General features: G+C 65.7%; 15 protein-coding genes. 6 read left to right on the top strand and 9 right to left on the bottom strand.

Annotation, left to right across the window (positions count from 1 at the left end):
• Positions 1-62: 62 nt before the first annotated feature.
• Positions 63-1,748, bottom strand: coding sequence for a long-chain-fatty-acid--CoA ligase FadD1 (gene fadD1, locus QO207_RS17905; protein WP_301533666.1), 1,686 nt, complete (start codon positions 1,746-1,748; stop codon positions 63-65).
• A gap of 445 nt (positions 1,749-2,193) precedes the next feature.
• Between fadD1 and QO207_RS17900 the strand changes: the two genes are divergently transcribed.
• Positions 2,194-2,430, top strand: coding sequence for a YdcH family protein (locus tag QO207_RS17900; RefSeq protein ID WP_192224029.1), 237 nt, complete (start codon positions 2,194-2,196; stop codon positions 2,428-2,430).
• A gap of 87 nt (positions 2,431-2,517) precedes the next feature.
• Here the strand turns inward: QO207_RS17900 and fadD2 are convergent, their stop codons facing one another.
• Positions 2,518-4,206 (bottom strand): long-chain-fatty-acid--CoA ligase FadD2, encoded by a 1,689-nt coding sequence (gene fadD2, locus QO207_RS17895; protein ID WP_301533665.1) that lies wholly within the window; start codon positions 4,204-4,206, stop codon positions 2,518-2,520.
• A 306-nt stretch (positions 4,207-4,512) separates the two neighbouring features.
• On the opposite strand from fadD2, the gene QO207_RS17890 reads away from it, so the two are divergent.
• From QO207_RS17890 to QO207_RS17880, 3 genes are all read left to right on the top strand, one after another.
• Positions 4,513-5,466 (top strand): alpha/beta hydrolase, encoded by a 954-nt coding sequence (locus QO207_RS17890; RefSeq protein WP_301533664.1) that lies wholly within the window; start codon positions 4,513-4,515, stop codon positions 5,464-5,466.
• The gene (locus QO207_RS17885) at positions 5,463-5,948 is read left to right on the top strand and encodes a MaoC family dehydratase (protein ID WP_301533663.1); all 486 of its coding nucleotides are present in this window, start codon (positions 5,463-5,465) and stop codon (positions 5,946-5,948) included. Before QO207_RS17890 ends, QO207_RS17885 begins: the two co-directional genes overlap by 4 nt.
• A 142-nt stretch (positions 5,949-6,090) precedes the next feature.
• Positions 6,091-7,260, top strand: coding sequence for an MFS transporter (locus QO207_RS17880; protein WP_301533662.1), 1,170 nt, complete (start codon positions 6,091-6,093; stop codon positions 7,258-7,260).
• Here QO207_RS17880 and QO207_RS17875 read toward each other — a convergent pair.
• From QO207_RS17875 to QO207_RS17845, 7 genes are all read right to left on the bottom strand, one after another.
• Positions 7,250-8,104 carry an efflux RND transporter periplasmic adaptor subunit gene (locus QO207_RS17875; protein WP_301533661.1) on the bottom strand — a complete coding sequence of 285 codons (855 nt, stop codon included), beginning with the start codon at positions 8,102-8,104 and terminating at the stop codon, positions 7,250-7,252. The genes QO207_RS17880 and QO207_RS17875 overlap by 11 nt on opposite strands.
• A gap of 13 nt (positions 8,105-8,117) precedes the next feature.
• The gene (locus QO207_RS17870; RefSeq protein WP_301533660.1) at positions 8,118-8,327 is read right to left on the bottom strand and encodes a DUF1656 domain-containing protein; all 210 of its coding nucleotides are present in this window, start codon (positions 8,325-8,327) and stop codon (positions 8,118-8,120) included.
• Positions 8,314-10,302, bottom strand: coding sequence for an FUSC family protein (locus tag QO207_RS17865; protein WP_301533659.1), 1,989 nt, complete (start codon positions 10,300-10,302; stop codon positions 8,314-8,316). The genes QO207_RS17870 and QO207_RS17865 overlap by 14 nt, the downstream gene beginning before the upstream one ends.
• 182 nt (positions 10,303-10,484) lie before the next feature.
• The gene (ccoM, locus tag QO207_RS17860) at positions 10,485-10,595 is read right to left on the bottom strand and encodes a cytochrome c oxidase subunit CcoM (RefSeq protein ID WP_017522205.1); all 111 of its coding nucleotides are present in this window, start codon (positions 10,593-10,595) and stop codon (positions 10,485-10,487) included.
• A 225-nt stretch (positions 10,596-10,820) separates the two neighbouring features.
• The gene (locus QO207_RS17855; protein ID WP_184589551.1) at positions 10,821-10,982 is read right to left on the bottom strand and encodes a hypothetical protein; all 162 of its coding nucleotides are present in this window, start codon (positions 10,980-10,982) and stop codon (positions 10,821-10,823) included.
• Entirely contained in the window at positions 10,979-11,575 is a 597-nt protein-coding gene (locus QO207_RS17850; RefSeq protein WP_301533658.1) for an alpha-ketoglutarate-dependent dioxygenase AlkB, read from the bottom strand. Before QO207_RS17850 ends, QO207_RS17855 begins: the two co-directional genes overlap by 4 nt.
• 48 nt (positions 11,576-11,623) lie before the next feature.
• Entirely contained in the window at positions 11,624-11,929 is a 306-nt protein-coding gene (locus QO207_RS17845) for an aspartate-semialdehyde dehydrogenase (RefSeq protein ID WP_301533741.1), read from the bottom strand.
• A 247-nt stretch (positions 11,930-12,176) separates the two neighbouring features.
• Between QO207_RS17845 and rapA the strand changes: the two genes are divergently transcribed.
• Positions 12,177-15,029 (top strand): RNA polymerase-associated protein RapA, encoded by a 2,853-nt coding sequence (gene rapA, locus QO207_RS17840; protein WP_301533657.1) that lies wholly within the window; start codon positions 12,177-12,179, stop codon positions 15,027-15,029.
• 699 nt (positions 15,030-15,728) lie between these two features.
• Positions 15,729-16,181, top strand: coding sequence for a universal stress protein (locus QO207_RS17835; protein ID WP_184598468.1), 453 nt, complete (start codon positions 15,729-15,731; stop codon positions 16,179-16,181).
• Positions 16,182-16,224: the final 43 nt, after the last annotated feature.

Here is a 16,224-nt window from a genome sequence, read left to right as displayed (position 1 = left end):
AGGGACTGGCTTCCTTGCCCCATCAAAAAACCCGCCTTGCGGCGGGTTTCTTGTTTATCGGCTTAAGCCCTGATTTTCTTGAGCTCTTCGTCGCGCAATTCGCGGCGCAGGATCTTGCCGACGTTGGTGGTCGGCAGGCTGTCGCGGAACTCCACGGACTTGGGACGCTTGTAGCCGGTGAGGTTGTCGTGCATGTGCTGCATGACTTGCTCCTTGGTCAGGGTGACGCCCGGCTTGGACACCACGAAGACCTTGATCGCCTCGCCGGACTTCTCGTCCGGGATGCCGATAGCGGCGCACTGCAGCACACCCGGCAGGGTGGCGAGCACGTCTTCCAGCTCGTTGGGGTACACGTTGAAGCCCGACACCAGGATCATGTCCTTCTTGCGGTCGACGATACGCATGTAGCCGTCGTCCTGGATGATCGCGATGTCGCCGGTACGCAGCCAGCCGTCCTTGTCGAGGATTTCGTCGGTGGCTTCCTGGCGCTGCCAGTAGCCCTTCATCACCTGCGGACCCTTGACGCACAACTCGCCACGCTCGCCCAGCGGCAAGTCCTGGCCGTCATCGCTGATGACCTTGCACAGGGTCGACGGAACCGGGATACCGATGGTGCCGATCTGGATGTTCTGGAACGGGTTCACCGACACCACCGGGCTGGTTTCGGTCATGCCGTAGCCTTCGCAGATGGCGCAGCCGGTGACGTCCTTCCAGCGCTCGGCAGCGGCCTGTTGCAGGGCCATGCCGCCGGAGAGGGTCAGCTTCAGTGCGGAGAAGTCCAGCTTGCGGAAGCCTTCGTTGTTGCACAGGCCGACGAACAGGGTGTTCAGGCCAACGAAACCGGTGAACTTCCACTGCGAGAGTTCCTTGACCATGCTGGCCAGGTCGCGCGGGTTGGTCACCAGGATGTTGTGGTTACCGGTGAGCATCATCGCCATGCAATGGAAGGTGAAGGCGTAGATGTGGTACAGCGGCAGCGGGGTGATGAGGATCTCGCAACCTTCGTTGAGGTTGGCGCCCATCAGTGCCTTGCACTGCAGCATGTTGGCGACCAGGTTGCGGTGCGTCAGCATCGCGCCCTTGGCCACGCCGGTGGTGCCACCGGTGTACTGCAGCACGGCGACGTCGTCGTTGTGCGGCGAGACTTCCTTCACCGCCTTGCCACGGCCCTTGGCCAGGACGTCGGTGAGCTTCTGCGCGTTGGGGATGTTGTAGGCCGGCACCATCTTCTTGATGTTGCGGACCACGAAATTGACGATGAAGCGCTTGAGCGGCGGCAGCATGTCACCCACTTCGGTGACGATGACGTTGCGGATGCCGGTCTTGGGCAGCACTTCCTCGGCCAGGTGCGCCATGTTCGCCAGGCACACCAGCGCCTTGGCGCCGGAGTCGTTGAACTGGTGCTCCATTTCCCGCGCGGTGTACAGCGGGTTGGTGTTGACCACGACCAGGCCAGCGCGCATGGCGCCGAAGACCACGACCGGGTACTGCAGCACGTTGGGCAGCTGCACGGCGATGCGGTCGCCGGGCTTCAAATCGGTGTTCTGTTGCAGGTAGGCGGCGAAGTCCCCGGAGAGCTTGTACATCTCGCCGTAGGTCAGGGTCTTGCCCAGGTTGCTGAAGGCAGGCTTGTCTGCAAAACGTTGGCAGGATTCTTTGAGTACCGCGAGGATGTTCGGGTACTGGTCAGCGTTGATCTCGGCAGCGATCCCCACTGGGTATTTGTCCTTCCAGAAATTGTCGGTCATGGAAGCCCACTCCTAAGCAACAGCTCATCTTTACCGCGTTCGCGGTTCTTTGTTGTGTTTATGTCGCGTTCCCCTGGCTCGGGGAGCGAAAAGCGGGCCGAGATTATCAGCTTTGAGAAACAGCGACCAGCACCAAACACAGCCTCGCCCGTAAGAAAAATGACCGGAGACAGGCTTTCCGGTCACCAACCACCCGTTCGTCGGAAATGCCCGTCCCAGAAGGCTTGCAGCCTTGTTGGATTGTCCGACAAAGTGGATTTCAGGGAGATGAAACCGGAAAAAAGAACGGGAAATGCTCCTCGGGCCGGCGGCCATGACAGGGTATATCGTCGAAGTTCGATCCGGCGATTCCGTCCCGCTCCACTGGGCGTCTTCAATGATCTGCCTCAACACTCTGCGGATCGGGATCTCGCAAAGTGCTACTGCACTCTCCTGGAGAACCCTCATGTTTCCCGAATACCGCGAAAAGATTACCCGCCTGAAAGCCGAAGACCCGCATTTCGCCAAGCTCTTCCATAGCCACAACGATCTCGACCAGGAGATCAAGAACATGGAAGCCGGCATCACCCCTGCCTCCCACGACACCATCGAGGCGTTGAAGAAGCAGAAGCTGCAGCTCAAGGACGATCTCTACGAGATCCTGCGCAAGAAGAACAGTTGCTGCGGCGGCTGTGGTGGTTGATCGGCGCTGACCACCGGCAACCAGGACATCCGGCAATAAAAAAGGGGGCTGATCGCGGATCAGCCCCCTTTTTCGTTTACGCCCGGCTTACGCGGTTTCGCGCAGCTCGCGGCGCAGGATCTTGCCCACCGGGGTCATCGGCAGGGCGTCCTTGAGCACGATGTGCTTGGGCACCTTGTAGCCGGTGAAGTTTTCCTTGCAGTAGGCCTTGAGCTCCTCGACGGTCACGCCGCCTTCGCGGGGCACCACGAACAGCTTCACCGCCTCGCCGGACTTCTCGTCCGGCACGCCGACAGCCGCGCAGTTGGCGACTTTCGGGTGGGCCATGACCACGTCCTCGATCTCGTTGGGGTAGACGTTGAAGCCGGAGACGATGATCAGGTCCTTCTTGCGGTCGACGATGCGGGTGAAGCCGTCCGGGTCGATCACCGCGATGTCGCCGGTGCGCAGCCAGCCTTCGGCGTCCAGCACCTCGGCGGTGGCGTCCGGCCGCTGCCAGTAGCCTTTCATCACCTGCGGGCCCTTCACGCACAGCTCGCCGCGCTCGCCCAGGCCGACGTCATTGCCGTCGTCGTCGATCACCTTCAGCGCGGTGCCCGGCACCGGCAGGCCGACGGTGCCCAGGCGCGCCGCATCACCATAGGGGTTGGTGCTGACCACCGGGGAAGTCTCGGTGAGGCCGTAGCCTTCGACCACGGTGCAACCGGTGGCGGCCTTCCAGCGCTCGGCGGTGGCGGTGACCAGCGCGGTACCGCCGGAGTTGGTGACCTTCAGGTTGGAGAAGTCGATCTCCTTGAATTCCGGGCGGTCCATCAGGGCGACGAACAGGGTGTTCAGGCCCAGCAGTGCGGAGAAGCGCCACTGCTTGAGTTCCTTGATGAAGCCGGGGATGTCGCGCGGGTTGGTGATCAGCACGTTGTGGTTGCCGTTGACCATCATGCACATGCAGTTCGCGGTGAAGGCATAGATGTGGTACAGCGGCAGCGGCGCGATCATCACCTCGTTGCCGACCTGCATCAGCGGCTTGCCGTCCGGGCCGTGCTGCTGCAGGCAGGCGTGTACCTGCTGCATGTTCGCCACCAGGTTGCCGTGGGTGAGCATGGCGCCCTTGGCCACGCCGGTGGTACCGCCGGTGTACTGCAGCACGGCGATGTCTTCCAGGCCGACCTTGACCGGCTGCAGGCCATGGCCGCGGCCCTGACGCAGGGCGTCCTTGAAGGCGACGGCCTGGGGCAGGTTGTACTCCGGGACCATCTTCTTCACGTGCTTGACCACGGTGTTGACCAGCAGGCCCTTGAGCGCCGGCTGCATGTCACCCATGCGCGCCTCGATCAGGTACTCGATGCCGGTGTCGGGCAGCACTTCCTGCACCAGCTTGCCGAACAGGTTCACGTAGACCAGCGCGCGGGCGCCGGAATCCTTGAACTGGTGGCGCATTTCGCGAGCGGTGTAGAGCGGGTTGGTGTTGACCACGATGAGGCCGGCGCGCAGGGCGCCGAACACGGCGATGGGGTATTGCAGGATGTTCGGCATCTGCACGGCGATGCGGTCGCCGGGCTTGAGGTCAGTGTGCTTCTGCAGGTAGGCGCCGAAGGCGGCGGACAGGCGGTCCAGCTCGGCGTAGGTCAGGGTCACGCCCATGTTGCTGAAGGCGGGACGGTCGGCGAATTTCTTGCAGGAGCGCTCGAAGACTTCCACCACCGACTTGTAGGCGGTCAGGTCAATGTCGCTGGGCACGCCGGCCGGGCGTTTGTCGTTCCAGAAATCAGGTTGCATTTATTCTTGTCCTCGTACCTGAGCGAAACCGAACCGCCATTGCGGTCATTCGACGGAAGCTAGCAGGTCCTCCGGTCATCGCAAAGACTCCGGCAAGCGTCATAGACTGCGTGAATCTTGCGCCACCATCCCGGCATGGCGCGGGATAGAGCCGACGGCCGCCTAGGACGGGCCCTACGCGGCGGCGACCGGGCGCTGTCGGCAATCCATACAGAAGATGTCCTGGCGTGGCAGAATCGCCGCGTCCGGCCCGTTCCATGGCCCCATTCCAACAAGAATCGACGAACAACAAGCAGGATGGACCCCATGCCCTACGCCGCCTACTGGCTTGCCGCCAGCGACGAGACACCGCTCTATACCCGCCATTGGGCGCCGGAAGGCCCGTCCCGCGGCGCCCTGATGCTCTCCCACGGCATGGCCGAGCACGCCGGCCGCTACGAGCGCCTGGGGCTTGCGCTGAACGCTGCCGGCTACCACCTCTACGCCATCGACCAGCGCGGCCACGGCCGCACCGCCGAGAACGGCGAACTGGGCCACTACGCCGACCGCGGCGGCTGGGGCAAGGTGATCGGCGACCTGCACAGCCTGAACCAGCATGTACGCGAAGAGCACCCGGACCTGCCGATCATCCTGCTCGGCCACAGCATGGGCAGCTACATCGGCAGCGCCTACCTGCTGCAGCACAGCGCCAGCGTGCAGGCGGTGGTGCTGTCCGGCTCCAACTACCAGCCAGTAGCGCTGTACAAGAGCGCCCGCCTGATTGCCCGCTTCGAACGCTGGCGCCAGGGCCCGCTGGGGCACAGCGCGCTGATCGACTTCCTGTCCTTCGGCTCGTTCAACAAGGCCTTCAAACCCAATCGCACCGCCTTCGACTGGCTCAGCCGCGACCCGGTCGAGGTCGACAAGTACGTCGCCGACCCGCTCTGCGGCTTCCGCTGCAGCAACCAGCTTTGGGTGGATCTGCTCGGCGGCCTGGCGGATATAACCCCCGTGGAACACCTGTCGCGCATCCGCAGCGAGCTGCCGGTGCTGGTCATCGGCGGCGAGCGCGACCCGGTCAGCCAGGGCAGCCGCCTGCGCGATCTCGCCCAGGCGATGACCCGCGCCGGGGCTCGTGACGTCCAACTGAAGATCTATCCCGACGCTCGCCACGAGTTGTTCAACGAGAGCAACCGCGACGAGGTCACCACCAACCTGATCGACTGGCTGGGCGTGCACTGCTCCGTCCCGCAGGTCGAGAAATCCGAGGAGCCCCTATGACTAGCGCTACACAGAACATGGTTCAAAACGTCCCCTACGACGAACTCGAAGTCGGCCAGAAGGCCAGCTTCCAGCGCAGCGTCGGCGAGCGCGAAATCCAGCTGTTCGCCGAGGTTTCCGGCGACCGCAACCCGGTGCACCTGGATGCCGATTACGCCGCCACCACCCAGTTCAAGGAGCGCATCGCCCACGGCATGTTCACCGGCGCGCTGATCAGTGCGGCCATCGCCACCACCCTGCCCGGCCCGGGCACCATCTACCTCGGCCAGAACCTGGCGTTCACCCGCCCGGTGAAGCTGGGCGACGAACTGACCGTGGAGCTGGAAGTACTGGAAAAGCTGCCGAAGAACCGCGTGCGCATCGGCACCGTGGTGCTCAACCAGGACGGCAAGGCCGTGGTCAAGGGCGAAGCCGAGGTAATGGCGCCCACCGAGAAGCTCAACATCGAGCTGCCCGCCCTGCCGCCGATCACCATCGGCTGACGCGCATTCCGGGGCCGGCCGTTCGGCCCCGGAAACTTGTATACAGTTTCCCGCTCGACTACCCTGCCCCCGTCACACCACAACCATCTGGGATAACCGAAGGCGTCGTGCCCGAAACCCCTCACCGGGAATCGGAGCCGCCATGGACCTTCGACTGCTATTGCTGTCCCTTTGCACCTTCGCCGCGGGCCTCGCCGAGGCCATCCTCACCGGCATCCTGCCTTCGCTCGCCGCCGACCTGCACGTCTCCCTCAGCCTTGCCGGGCAGCTCACCAGCCTGTTCTCCCTGAGTTTTGCCATCGCCGCGCCGCTGCTCGGCTGGCTCACCCGTGGCGCCGACTGCCGCCGGCTGCTGGCCATCACCCTGCTGGTGTTCGCCGCGTTCAACGCCGGCGCAGCGCTGAGCCCCGGTTACGTTGCCCTGCTGCTGATGCGCATCGGCATGGCCGCCTGCTGCGGGCTGCTGATCATGCAGGCCAGCCTGCTGGCGGTGGAGCTGGCGCCGCCGGAACAGCGCGGGCGCGCCATCGGGCTGATCTTCATGGGCATCAGCGGTTCGCTGGTGTTCGGCGTGCCGGCCGGCGTGCTGGTCAACGACTGGTTCGGCTGGCGCTGGATCTTCGCCGCCATCGCCCTGTATTCGCTGCCGCTGGCCGCCCTGCTGCGCATCGCCCTGCCCCGCCGCACGCTGGGCAGCCCGGCCAATGGCGCGGCCTACCGGCGCCAGCTGCGCAATCCCGCGCTGAACCTGGCGCAGCTGGTGTCGATCCTGCTTTTGGGCGGGCACTTCACCCTGTTCGCCTACATCACCCCCTGGTTCCAGCAGGTCGCCGGGATCACCGACAGCCAGGGCATCGCCCTCACCCTGCTGCTGATCGGACTGGCGGCCATTGGCGGCGGTTACCTGGGTGGCTGGCTGAGCGACCATCTCGGCCAGCGCCGCGCGCTGCTGGCGGTGCCGGTGCTGTTCGCCCTGGCGATGCTGGCGATCCCGCTGAGCGTCGGTCACCCGTGGCTGCTGCTGGGCGCGCTGATGGTCTGGAGCACCATCAGCTGGATGATCTCGCCGGCGGTACAGAGCTACCTGCTGGCCAGCGACCCGGCCAGCGGCAGTGCCGGGGTGGCGCTTAACACCTCGGCCATGCACCTGGGCGTAGCCCTCGGCGCAGCGCTGGGCGGCGCGGTGATCAGCCTGGCGGGCATCGCCTGGGCGCCCTGGGTGGGCATCTCGCTGGTGGTCGCCGCCATTCTCTGCGCGGCGCTGTCGTGCTGGCTGCAACGCGAACGGGCGAGCACGCCGATCACTGCCTGACGGTGACGCTGGCGGTCATCCCGGCGCTCAGGTGCACGCCCTCCGGCACCTGGTCCAGGCGAATGCGCACCGGGATGCGCTGGGCCAGGCGCACCCAGTTGAAGGTCGGCTCGACGTTGGCCAGCAACTGGCTGTCGGGGATGGCGTTGCGGTCGGTGATGCCGCTGCTGATGCTCTCCACCGTGCCGTCGATCGGGGTATCACCACTCATCAGCACCACCTGGGCCTTCTGCCCGACGCGGATGCCGGGCAGCTTGGTTTCCTCGAAGTAGGCAGTGACGTAGAAGGACTTCTGGTCTACCAGCGCCATCATCGCCTGGCCGGCCTGGGCGTAGTTGCCCTGGGCCAGGCGCAGGTTGGTGACCTGGCCGTCGCGCGGCGCGCGCATCTCGCTGCGGGTCAGGTTGAGTTGCGCCAGGCGTACCTGGGCCTGGGCCTCGTCGAACTCGCTCTTGGCGATGGCGGCGTTGATCTGCGCGGTTTCCTTGTCCTCGGCGCTGATCGCGGCGATGCCCAGCTTGTTGCGCCGCGAGGCTTCGCTCAGGCGCAGGCGGTATTGCTGCTGGCGCGTCTCGGCCACCGCCTTGGCCTGTTCCAGGTTGGCAGCGTAGCGCTCGTGGTCGATGCGCATGATCAGGTCGCCGGCCTTGACCTGCTGGTTGTCCTGCACGGCGAGGTCGGTGACCCAGCCGGAGACGTCCGGCGCTATCACCACCACGTCGGCGCGCACGCGGGCGTCGCGGGTCCAGGGTGACAGCATGTAGTAGCGCCACAGCCAGGTGCCGGCCAGCACGGCGGCAATGACCAGGATGATGGTGACCGCTACGCGAAGATATCCGCGCATACCGCTTCTCCTCTCAAGGTGCCGCGCTCAGGGCCCAGGTCAGGCCGCAGAGGATGAGCACGAACAGCGAGCAATCGAACAGGGCTTCGTGCCAGATCCAGCGGCCGAAGGGGGTTGCCTGCAGCAGCAGGCGCAAGACCACGGTGAGGCCCAGGGCCAGCAGCGCGTAGATGAACAGCGGGCTGATGTACACCCCGCCCCAGCCGAACTCATGCAGCCCCATGGGGTTCCTCCAGCCGGCACCACTGCCGCCAGGTGTGACGCAACTGCGCCAGCGCCGCGCGGGCCAGGCGGTTGGGTTCATTGTCGCCCTGCAGGTCGTGGGCCAGGGCTTCTTCCAGCGGCGGGCAGAGGCTTTCCAGGCGCTGTTCGCGGCCCTGGGCCGGGCCTTTCTCCAGCACGCCGGCGAGGGAACCGAGGAACTGGTCGCGACGCTTGCGCAACTGGCCCTGGGCGCCGCTCAAGCAGGCGCGCAGGTGGATCAGCTCGTTGCCCAGGTCCAGCGCCAGCAGGCCGTCCTGCCAGCGCCGCTGATCCTCCTTCGGCAGCAGGGTGTAGTGTCGCGCCAGGCGGATCAGGCGGTCGGCCATGCGCCCGCCGAACCAGCTCTCTGCCTCGGCCAGCGAGCGCCGGGTCAGGCGCCCGAGGTCGTCGCAGGTGGCCTGGATCAGGCGGCGGTTGAGCCAGTCCGCCGGCAGGGTCAGCAGGCGGAACACCAGCACCGCGAAGCCCACGCCGATGACGATGCCCTGGGCGGAGTTGAGCAGGTTGGCCAGGTCGTACTTCATCACGTTGCTCGGCGCCACCAGGGTGATGAAGTGGATCGAGAAGGACGTCGCCGTGCCAGCCAGCGCCGGCGTGGCCATCGCCAGCAGGGCGAAGAACAGCGGTACCCCCAGTGCCAGGCAGAGCAGCGGGAAGCCATTCCACTGCGGCAGCAGCCACTGGCTGACGATGGCCGACGCCGGGATCGCGTAGAGGATGCCGCGCAGGAAACCCAGGCCGATGGTGACGGCATTGTCGCGGTTGGCGAACAGGCTGCAGATCACCGCCGCCAGCAACATGCCGCCGGTTGCGGCGGGCCAGGCGGTGGCCATCCAGAACGCCGACATGCCCAGCAGCGCCAGTGCGCTGCGCGAGCCATAGAACAGCGCCATCAGCCAGTCGCGGTGCCAGGACAGGGTGCCGGTGGCCGCATCGTCCACCCGCCCGTCCGCTACCGCGCGCATGGTGCTCTCCGAGTTCAGCGCCTTGAGCAGCAACAGTGAGCAGCGTGTCAGGCAATAGCGCAGGTCGTTGGAGTAGCTCTCCTCCAACCCCGCCAATTGCAGGCGCTCCTGCAGGGAGCGCATGGCATCAACCTGGGGATCGTCCAGCACGGCGCGCAACTCCTCGAACCAGGGTTGCAGGCGTGCGCGATCTTCGCCATCCAGCACGCTGCGCTGGCGGGCCACGCCACGCGCGGTGCGCAGCAGGCTGAGCAGGTCGCGGGAAAGAATCCGCAGCGCCCGCGAACGCATCCGCCCGCGGTAGCCCTCGAACCAGGCATGGTCGCGCTGCACATCGACTTCGACGATCTTGCCCAGCGCCTGCAACAACCCCTTGATCTGCCGCGCATCGGCATCGATCTCGCTGCGCGCGGCCTGCATGCCCGTGAGCCACGTGGCGTGGGCCTGCTTGTCGAGGTTGGCCTCGACCCGGCGCGGCCAGAGGATGGCGCTGATGGCCGAGGCACAGAGAATCCCCAGGCAGATTTCGGTACTGCGCGCCACGGCCTGGTCGAACACTTCCAGCGGGTGGCTGATGGCTGGCAGGCAGATGATCGCCACGGTGTAGCCCGACAGCACGAAGGCGTAGGAAACGTGGTTGCGCAGCGTGGTCGAGGCCGCCGTGCAGAGGCCGAGCCAGAGCGAGATGGCCAGCAGGAACAGCCAGGGGGTCTGGGCGAACAGCGCCATCATCACCACCGACATGACGGTGCCGACCAGGGTGCCGATCAGGCGGAAGATGCCCTTGGCCACCACCATGCCCGACAGCGGCTGGGACACGATGAACACCGTCATCAGCGCCCACTGCGGCTGCTCCAGGTCGAAACGGAAGGCGCACCATAGCGCCAGGCCGCCGGCCAGGAGCGTCTTGATCGCGAATTTCAGCGCCAGCGTATCCGGCGCGAGGAATGCCTGCAGCGTAGGTCGCACGCGGTCTCTCAAAAGGGTCCGGGTCTATCGCTTAAAGATAGTCGGCCACGGGGATGACGGAATAGTTGCCGATCATATTATTAGCAAGCTAACGATATGTCATCCCGACTTTCGTCGAGGCAAAAAAAACGGGCGACCTAAGTCGCCCGAAGTGCCTTGCGTGCTCTGTGTATCTGTAAGGATCAGCTCTTCTTGTGGCTGTCCTTCCAGATGAAAATTCCGACCCCACCGAAGAACAGAACCATGAGGCCAACGGTAAGGACGCCTGCTAGAACCACTTCGTCGATGAACATGATGCTGGCCTCCTGTTGCCTACATCGTCTGGGGATGTGTGCAGATTACCGGCGGCCGGGCGGAGCAAATTGACCTGGATCAATGGTCGACAAGGCGCTTTCCGGGGAGGGCCGGAGCACTGACGCAGGTCAAGTTTCAGAGGGGCTTGGGTGCGGCGGGACGCCGCGCAGGATGGGCCCTGACGGCGTAAATCGGGGTTTTGCGGGTTATTGCAGGAAAAGTCTTCAGCGTTTCTTCGGCTTGTTCTTCGGCTTCTTGCGCGGTTTGCCCATCGGCAGCGCCTGCTCGAAGGCCTTGCGCACGTCCTGCAGGCGCTTTTCGTGCACGTCGTGGATGCGCTTGTCGCGCTCGGCGGTGAAGTCGATCAGCTTGTCGTCGTTGCTCATGGCAGGGCGTGCACCAGGCGGAAGGTCAGATTCAGGCGCGGCGCAACCGGACGGCGCGTCTTGGCAACCTGATGCTGCCAATAATGCTGTGTCGCGCCGGACATGACCAGCAGCGAACCGCCGGACAGCTCGATGGAATGTTCGATTGTGTTTCGCCCCTTGCGGCGCAGGTCGAAACGCCGGGTGCCGCCCAGGTTCAGCGAGGCGACCACCGGATTGCGCCCCAGCTCCGGCTCGTCGTCGCTGTGCCAGCCCATGGAGTCCTGGCCGTCGCGGTAGTAGTTGAGCAGCACGCCGTTGAAGCGCTGGCCGGCGGCCTGCTCCACCTCGTGGCGAATTTCCGCGAGCAGCGGCGTCCAGGGCAGCGGCGCGTGGGTCTGGCCGGAATAGGTATAGAAGGCCTCGGGGTCGCCGTACCAGTTGACCAGGCGCGGCACCGGGTAATCACGCCCGTGCAGGTGGACGACGGTCTGTTCCCAGGGCGTCTGTTCGAGCAACTGCTCCAGCCACTGGGCGGCGCGCGGCGGCGGGCACCAGTCGGGGATCAGGCGCAGCTCGGCATCGGGGAGGATCGGGGCGTCGTCGAACAGCATGGACAGCTCGGGATTGCGGCAGTGCAAGCAGTCTACCGCGCTGCGCGCTCAGACCTCGACATCGATCCACAGCCCCTTGCGCTGGGCGGCCTGCACGTCCTCGCCGAGTTCCTCGACCTCCTCCAGCTCCTCCAGCGCCTCGCCCTCGGGAGTGCCATCGGCCAGTTGGCGGCGTTTGCGCCGACGCTGGTACTCCTCGCGCAGGGCCTGTTCGTCGGGACGCCGCTCCAGCTCCACGCCGGCGTTCCCCGCGCTGGGGGCAGGCGGGGTGACCGGGGCGACATCGGGTCGCGGCCTGAGCACGTCCTGCTGGGCAGTGACGGGTTGCAGACTGTGGGGAATCGGCGGCAGCATCGGTTGATCCTGGGGCAAGCCCTGTGGGGAATTCCGGCGACAAGTCCTCTGGTCAGGCTATCGGCCGATGCACTACAGACTTGAGAGCGCCTCGCTACACTTTCTTCGATTCGCGAGGCGATGCCTTGGATTCGCGAAGCGCGGTGACCTCCGGCCGGATTCTGCCGACGTTTCGCACGACCGAAGGCGCGGACGGCCATCGCTGAACGCTGCGCGTTCCGGTACCATAGCCGGCTTTTTTTGGGAGGTGTCCATGGCGCAGTATCAACCCGGTCAACGCTGGATCAGCGACAGTGAAGCGGAACTTGGGCTGGGAACCATCCTTGCGCTCGACGGACGCCTGCTCACGGTGCTCTATCCGGCCACCGGCGATACCCGCCAGTACGCCGAGCGCAATGCGCCGCTGACCCGCGTGCGCTTCGCGCCGGGCGATCAGATCACCCATTTCGAAGGCTGGAAGATGACCGTCCGCGAAGTGGACGAGGTCGACGGCCTGCTGATCTACCACGGCCTCACTGCGCAGAACGAGCAGCACACCGTCCCGGAAACCCAGCTGTCCAACTTCATCCAGTTCCGCCTGGCCAGCGACCGCCTGTTCGCCGGGCAGATCGACCCGATGTCCTGGTTCGGCCTGCGCTACCACACCCTGGAACACCGCACCCGCCTGCTGCAGTCCTCCCTCTGGGGCCTGGGCGGCGCCCGCGCACAGCCCATCGCGCACCAGCTGCACATCGCCCGTGAAGTCGCCGACCGCATGGCGCCGCGCGTCCTGCTGGCCGACGAAGTGGGCCTGGGCAAGACCATCGAAGCGGGCCTGGTGATCCACCGCCAGCTGCTTTCCGGCCGCGCCAGCCGCGTGCTGATCCTGGTGCCGGAAAACCTGCAGCACCAGTGGCTGGTGGAAATGCGCCGGCGCTTCAACCTGGAAGTCGCACTGTTCGACCGCGAGCGTTTCGTCGAGAGCGATGCCAGCAACCCCTTCGAGGACACCCAGCTGGCCCTGGTGGCGCTGGAGTGGCTGCGCGAGGACGAGAAGGCCCAGGACGCGCTGTTCGCCGCCGAGTGGGACATGCTGGTGGTCGACGAAGCCCACCACCTGGTCTGGCACCCGGAACAGGCCAGCCCCGAATACCAACTGGTCGAGCAGCTTTCCCAGGTCATCCCCGGCGTGCTGCTGCTCACCGCGACCCCGGAACAGCTGGGCCTGGACAGCCACTTCGCGCGCCTGCGCCTGCTCGACCCGGACCGCTTCCACGACCTGGAAGCCTTCCGCAGCGAAAGCACCCAGTACCGTCCGGTCGCCGAGGCCGTGCAGGAGCTGGTGGACCAGGGCACCCTCTCCCCTGCCGCCCGTGAAGCCATCCACGGCTTCCTCGGCGCCGAAGGCGACGAGCTGCTGGCCAGCGTCGAGGCCGGCAATGAAGACGCCCGCGCTCGCCTGGTGCGCGAGCTGCTGGACCGCCACGGCACCGGCCGCGTGCTGTTCCGCAACACCCGCGCCGCCGTGCAGGGCTTCCCCGAGCGCCAGCTGCACCCGTACGTGCTGCCCAACCCGATCGAGTACATGGAACTGCCGCTGGGCGACCACCCGGACCTGTATCCGGAAGTCAGCTTCCAGGCCCAGGCCGAGGACGGCGACGAGAACGCCCGCTGGTGGCGTTTCGACCCGCGCGTCGACTGGCTGATCGACACCCTGAAGATGCTCAAGCAGTACAAGGTGCTGGTGATCTGCGCCCACGCCGAGACCGCCCTCGACCTGGGCGACGCGCTGCGCGTGAAGTCCGGCATCCCGGCCAGCGCTTTCCACGAGGGCATGAGCATCCTCGAGCGCGACCGCTCCGCCGCCTACTTCGCCGACGAAGAGTTCGGCGCCCAGGTGCTGATCTGCTCGGAAATCGGCAGCGAAGGCCGCAACTTCCAGTTCGCCCACCACCTGGTGCTGTTCGACCTGCCGGCCCACCCGGACCAGCTGGAGCAGCGCATCGGCCGCCTCGACCGGATCGGCCAGAAGCACACCATCCAGATCCACGTCCCGCATCTGGAGAACGGCCCGCAGGAACGCCTGTTCCAGTGGTACCACCAGGCGCTGAACGCCTTCCTCAACACCTGCCCCACCGGCAACGCCCTGCAGCACCGCTTCGGCCCGCGCCTGGTGGAGCTGCTCGACGGCGGCGACGACGATGCGTTCGAAGCCCTGCTGGCCGAAGGCACTGCCGCCCGCGAAGCGCTGGAAGCGGAAATGCACAGCGGCCGCGACCGACTGCTGGAGCTGAACTCCGGTGGCGCCGGCGAAGGCGAGAAGCTGGTGGAGGACATCGAGGAGCAGGACGACCAGTTCGCCCTGCCGATCTACATGGAGAAGCTGTTCGATACCTATGGCATCCACAGCGAAGACCACTCCGAGAACGCGCTGATCCTGCGCCCCAGCGAGAAGATGCTCGACGCCAGCTTCCCGCTGGGCGACGACGAGGGTGTGACCATCACCTACGACCGCGGCCAGGCCCTGGCCCGCGAGGACATGCAGTTCCTCACCTGGGAACATCCCATGGTGCAGGGCGGCATGGACATGGTGCTGTCCGGCTCGCTGGGCAACACCTCGGTGGCGCTGATCAAGAACAAGGCGCTGAAGCCCGGCACCGTGCTGCTGGAGCTGCTGTTCGTCAGCGAAGCCGTGGCGCCGCGCAGGCTGCAGCTGGGTCGCTTCCTGCCGCCGGTGGCGCTGCGCTGCCTGATGGACGCCAACGGCAACGACCTGTCCGCGCGCGTGTCGTTCGACACCCTGAACGACCAGCTGGAAAGCGTGCCGCGCGCCAGCGCCAACAAGTTCGTCCAGGCCCAGCGCGACGTCCTGGCCAAGCAGTTCTCCCAGGCCGAGACCAAGATAACCCCGCGCCATGCCGAACGCGTCGAGGCTGCCCGTCAGCAACTGACCGCCACCCTGGACGAGGAACTGGCGCGCCTGACCGCACTCAAGGCCGTCAACCCGAGCGTGCGCGACAGCGAACTGGACGCCCTGCGCAAGCAGCGTTACGACAGCCTGGCCCTGCTGGACAAGGCCTCGCTGCGCCTGGAGGCGATCCGCGTGCTGGTCGCTGGCTGATCCCACCGACGCGTCATTAAGAAGCCGCCAGCGGGCATCCGCTGGCGGCTTTTTTCATGGGTGTCGTTCCACCCGGCTGCGTAGGAGCGGACTCCGTCCGCGATGTTCGACCGGCCACCTCGGAGCTGCCGGCAAGCGATCGCGGACAAAGTCCGCTCCTACGTATAGGCAAGCTCCGCATTCAGCAACGTAGGCCGCATAACCTGGAACAGGTTATCCGCCGGTTACCGCGCGGCAGATAACGCTGGCGCGTTATGCGCCCTACCAGGACTGCGTAAGAGCAACTGTCTTCTTCTGGGGAGTCCGTGCCGATGCATCCCCCTCACCCCAGCCCTCTCCCAGAGAGAGAGGAAGCAGATTGTACCGGCTGACGCTGTAGTTCCATCCTGCACCGAACGGTCCCCTCTCCCCCTGGGAGAGGGTTAGGGTGAGGGCCAACCCGAGCGCAGATGTATCTCGTAGGAGCGGACTCCGTCCGCGATCGTTTCACCCACGCACCGGGCCTACCCATCGAGCCGCCGATGAGCGATCGCGGACGGAGTCCGCTCCTACGTACAGGCAAGCTCCGCAATCAGCGAAACAGCCCGCTCTATTCCCGGCACGTTCAGACACACCGACTACCATTGACGCTGCGCAAGGGATTCTCGCCCATGGGGGGATAGAGTTTCCTTACCAAGCCACTCATTGAGGGAAAACACCATGTACGAGCGCATCCTGGTAGCAGTGGACGGCAGCCCGGTTTCCGACCGTGCCCTGGTCGAAGCGGCCAAGCTGGCCCAGCTGAGCGGAGGCGAACTGCGCGTGATCACCATCGTCGACAGCCCGCTGCGACACCTGCCCGATTACGCCGTTTACTACAATCCCGAGCCGCTGCGCGAAGCCGCGCTGAAGGCCGCCGACGACATCCTCGGCAAGGCGAAGGAAAAGATTGCCGAGTTCCCGGTCAAGTCCAGCTTCGAGCGGGTCTGCCAGGAACGCGCCAGCGAGGAGATCGCCGAGCGCATCGAGATCGAAGCCGAAGCCGCCAAGGCCGACGTGATCGTCATGGGCACCCACGGTCGCCGTGGCGTGCGCCGCCTGATGCTGGGCAGCGTGGCCGAAGGCCTGCTGCGCGTCAGCAATCGCCCGGTACTGCTGGTACGCGACAAGTAAGCGCCAGCGCAAAGACAAAAGGCCCTGCGGTGCAAACCGCAGG

Source organism: Pseudomonas sp. CAN1 (assembly GCF_030462585.1).
Taxonomy (GTDB): domain Bacteria; phylum Pseudomonadota; class Gammaproteobacteria; order Pseudomonadales; family Pseudomonadaceae; genus Pseudomonas.
Note: the sequence above shows the minus strand (reverse complement) of the source record. Positions and strands in the feature narration are given on the sequence as shown.

Excerpts from the sequence above, each read along its gene's own strand:
- fadD1 (WP_301533666.1), bottom strand. The coding sequence starts at position 1,748 with ATGACCGACAATTTCTGGAAGGACAAATACCCAGTGGGGATCGCTGCC.
- QO207_RS17900 (WP_192224029.1), top strand. The coding sequence starts at position 2,194 with ATGTTTCCCGAATACCGCGAAAAGATTACCCGCCTGAAAGCCGAAGAC.
- fadD2 (WP_301533665.1), bottom strand. The coding sequence starts at position 4,206 with ATGCAACCTGATTTCTGGAACGACAAACGCCCGGCCGGCGTGCCCAGC.
- QO207_RS17890 (WP_301533664.1), top strand. The coding sequence starts at position 4,513 with ATGCCCTACGCCGCCTACTGGCTTGCCGCCAGCGACGAGACACCGCTC.
- QO207_RS17885 (WP_301533663.1), top strand. The coding sequence starts at position 5,463 with ATGACTAGCGCTACACAGAACATGGTTCAAAACGTCCCCTACGACGAA.
- QO207_RS17880 (WP_301533662.1), top strand. The coding sequence starts at position 6,091 with ATGGACCTTCGACTGCTATTGCTGTCCCTTTGCACCTTCGCCGCGGGC.
- QO207_RS17875 (WP_301533661.1), bottom strand. The coding sequence starts at position 8,104 with ATGCGCGGATATCTTCGCGTAGCGGTCACCATCATCCTGGTCATTGCC.
- QO207_RS17870 (WP_301533660.1), bottom strand. The coding sequence starts at position 8,327 with ATGGGGCTGCATGAGTTCGGCTGGGGCGGGGTGTACATCAGCCCGCTG.
- ccoM (WP_017522205.1), bottom strand. The coding sequence starts at position 10,595 with ATGTTCATCGACGAAGTGGTTCTAGCAGGCGTCCTTACCGTTGGCCTC.
- QO207_RS17855 (WP_184589551.1), bottom strand. The coding sequence starts at position 10,982 with ATGAGCAACGACGACAAGCTGATCGACTTCACCGCCGAGCGCGACAAG.
- QO207_RS17850 (WP_301533658.1), bottom strand. The coding sequence starts at position 11,575 with ATGCTGTTCGACGACGCCCCGATCCTCCCCGATGCCGAGCTGCGCCTG.
- QO207_RS17845 (WP_301533741.1), bottom strand. The coding sequence starts at position 11,929 with ATGCTGCCGCCGATTCCCCACAGTCTGCAACCCGTCACTGCCCAGCAG.
- QO207_RS17835 (WP_184598468.1), top strand. The coding sequence starts at position 15,729 with ATGTACGAGCGCATCCTGGTAGCAGTGGACGGCAGCCCGGTTTCCGAC.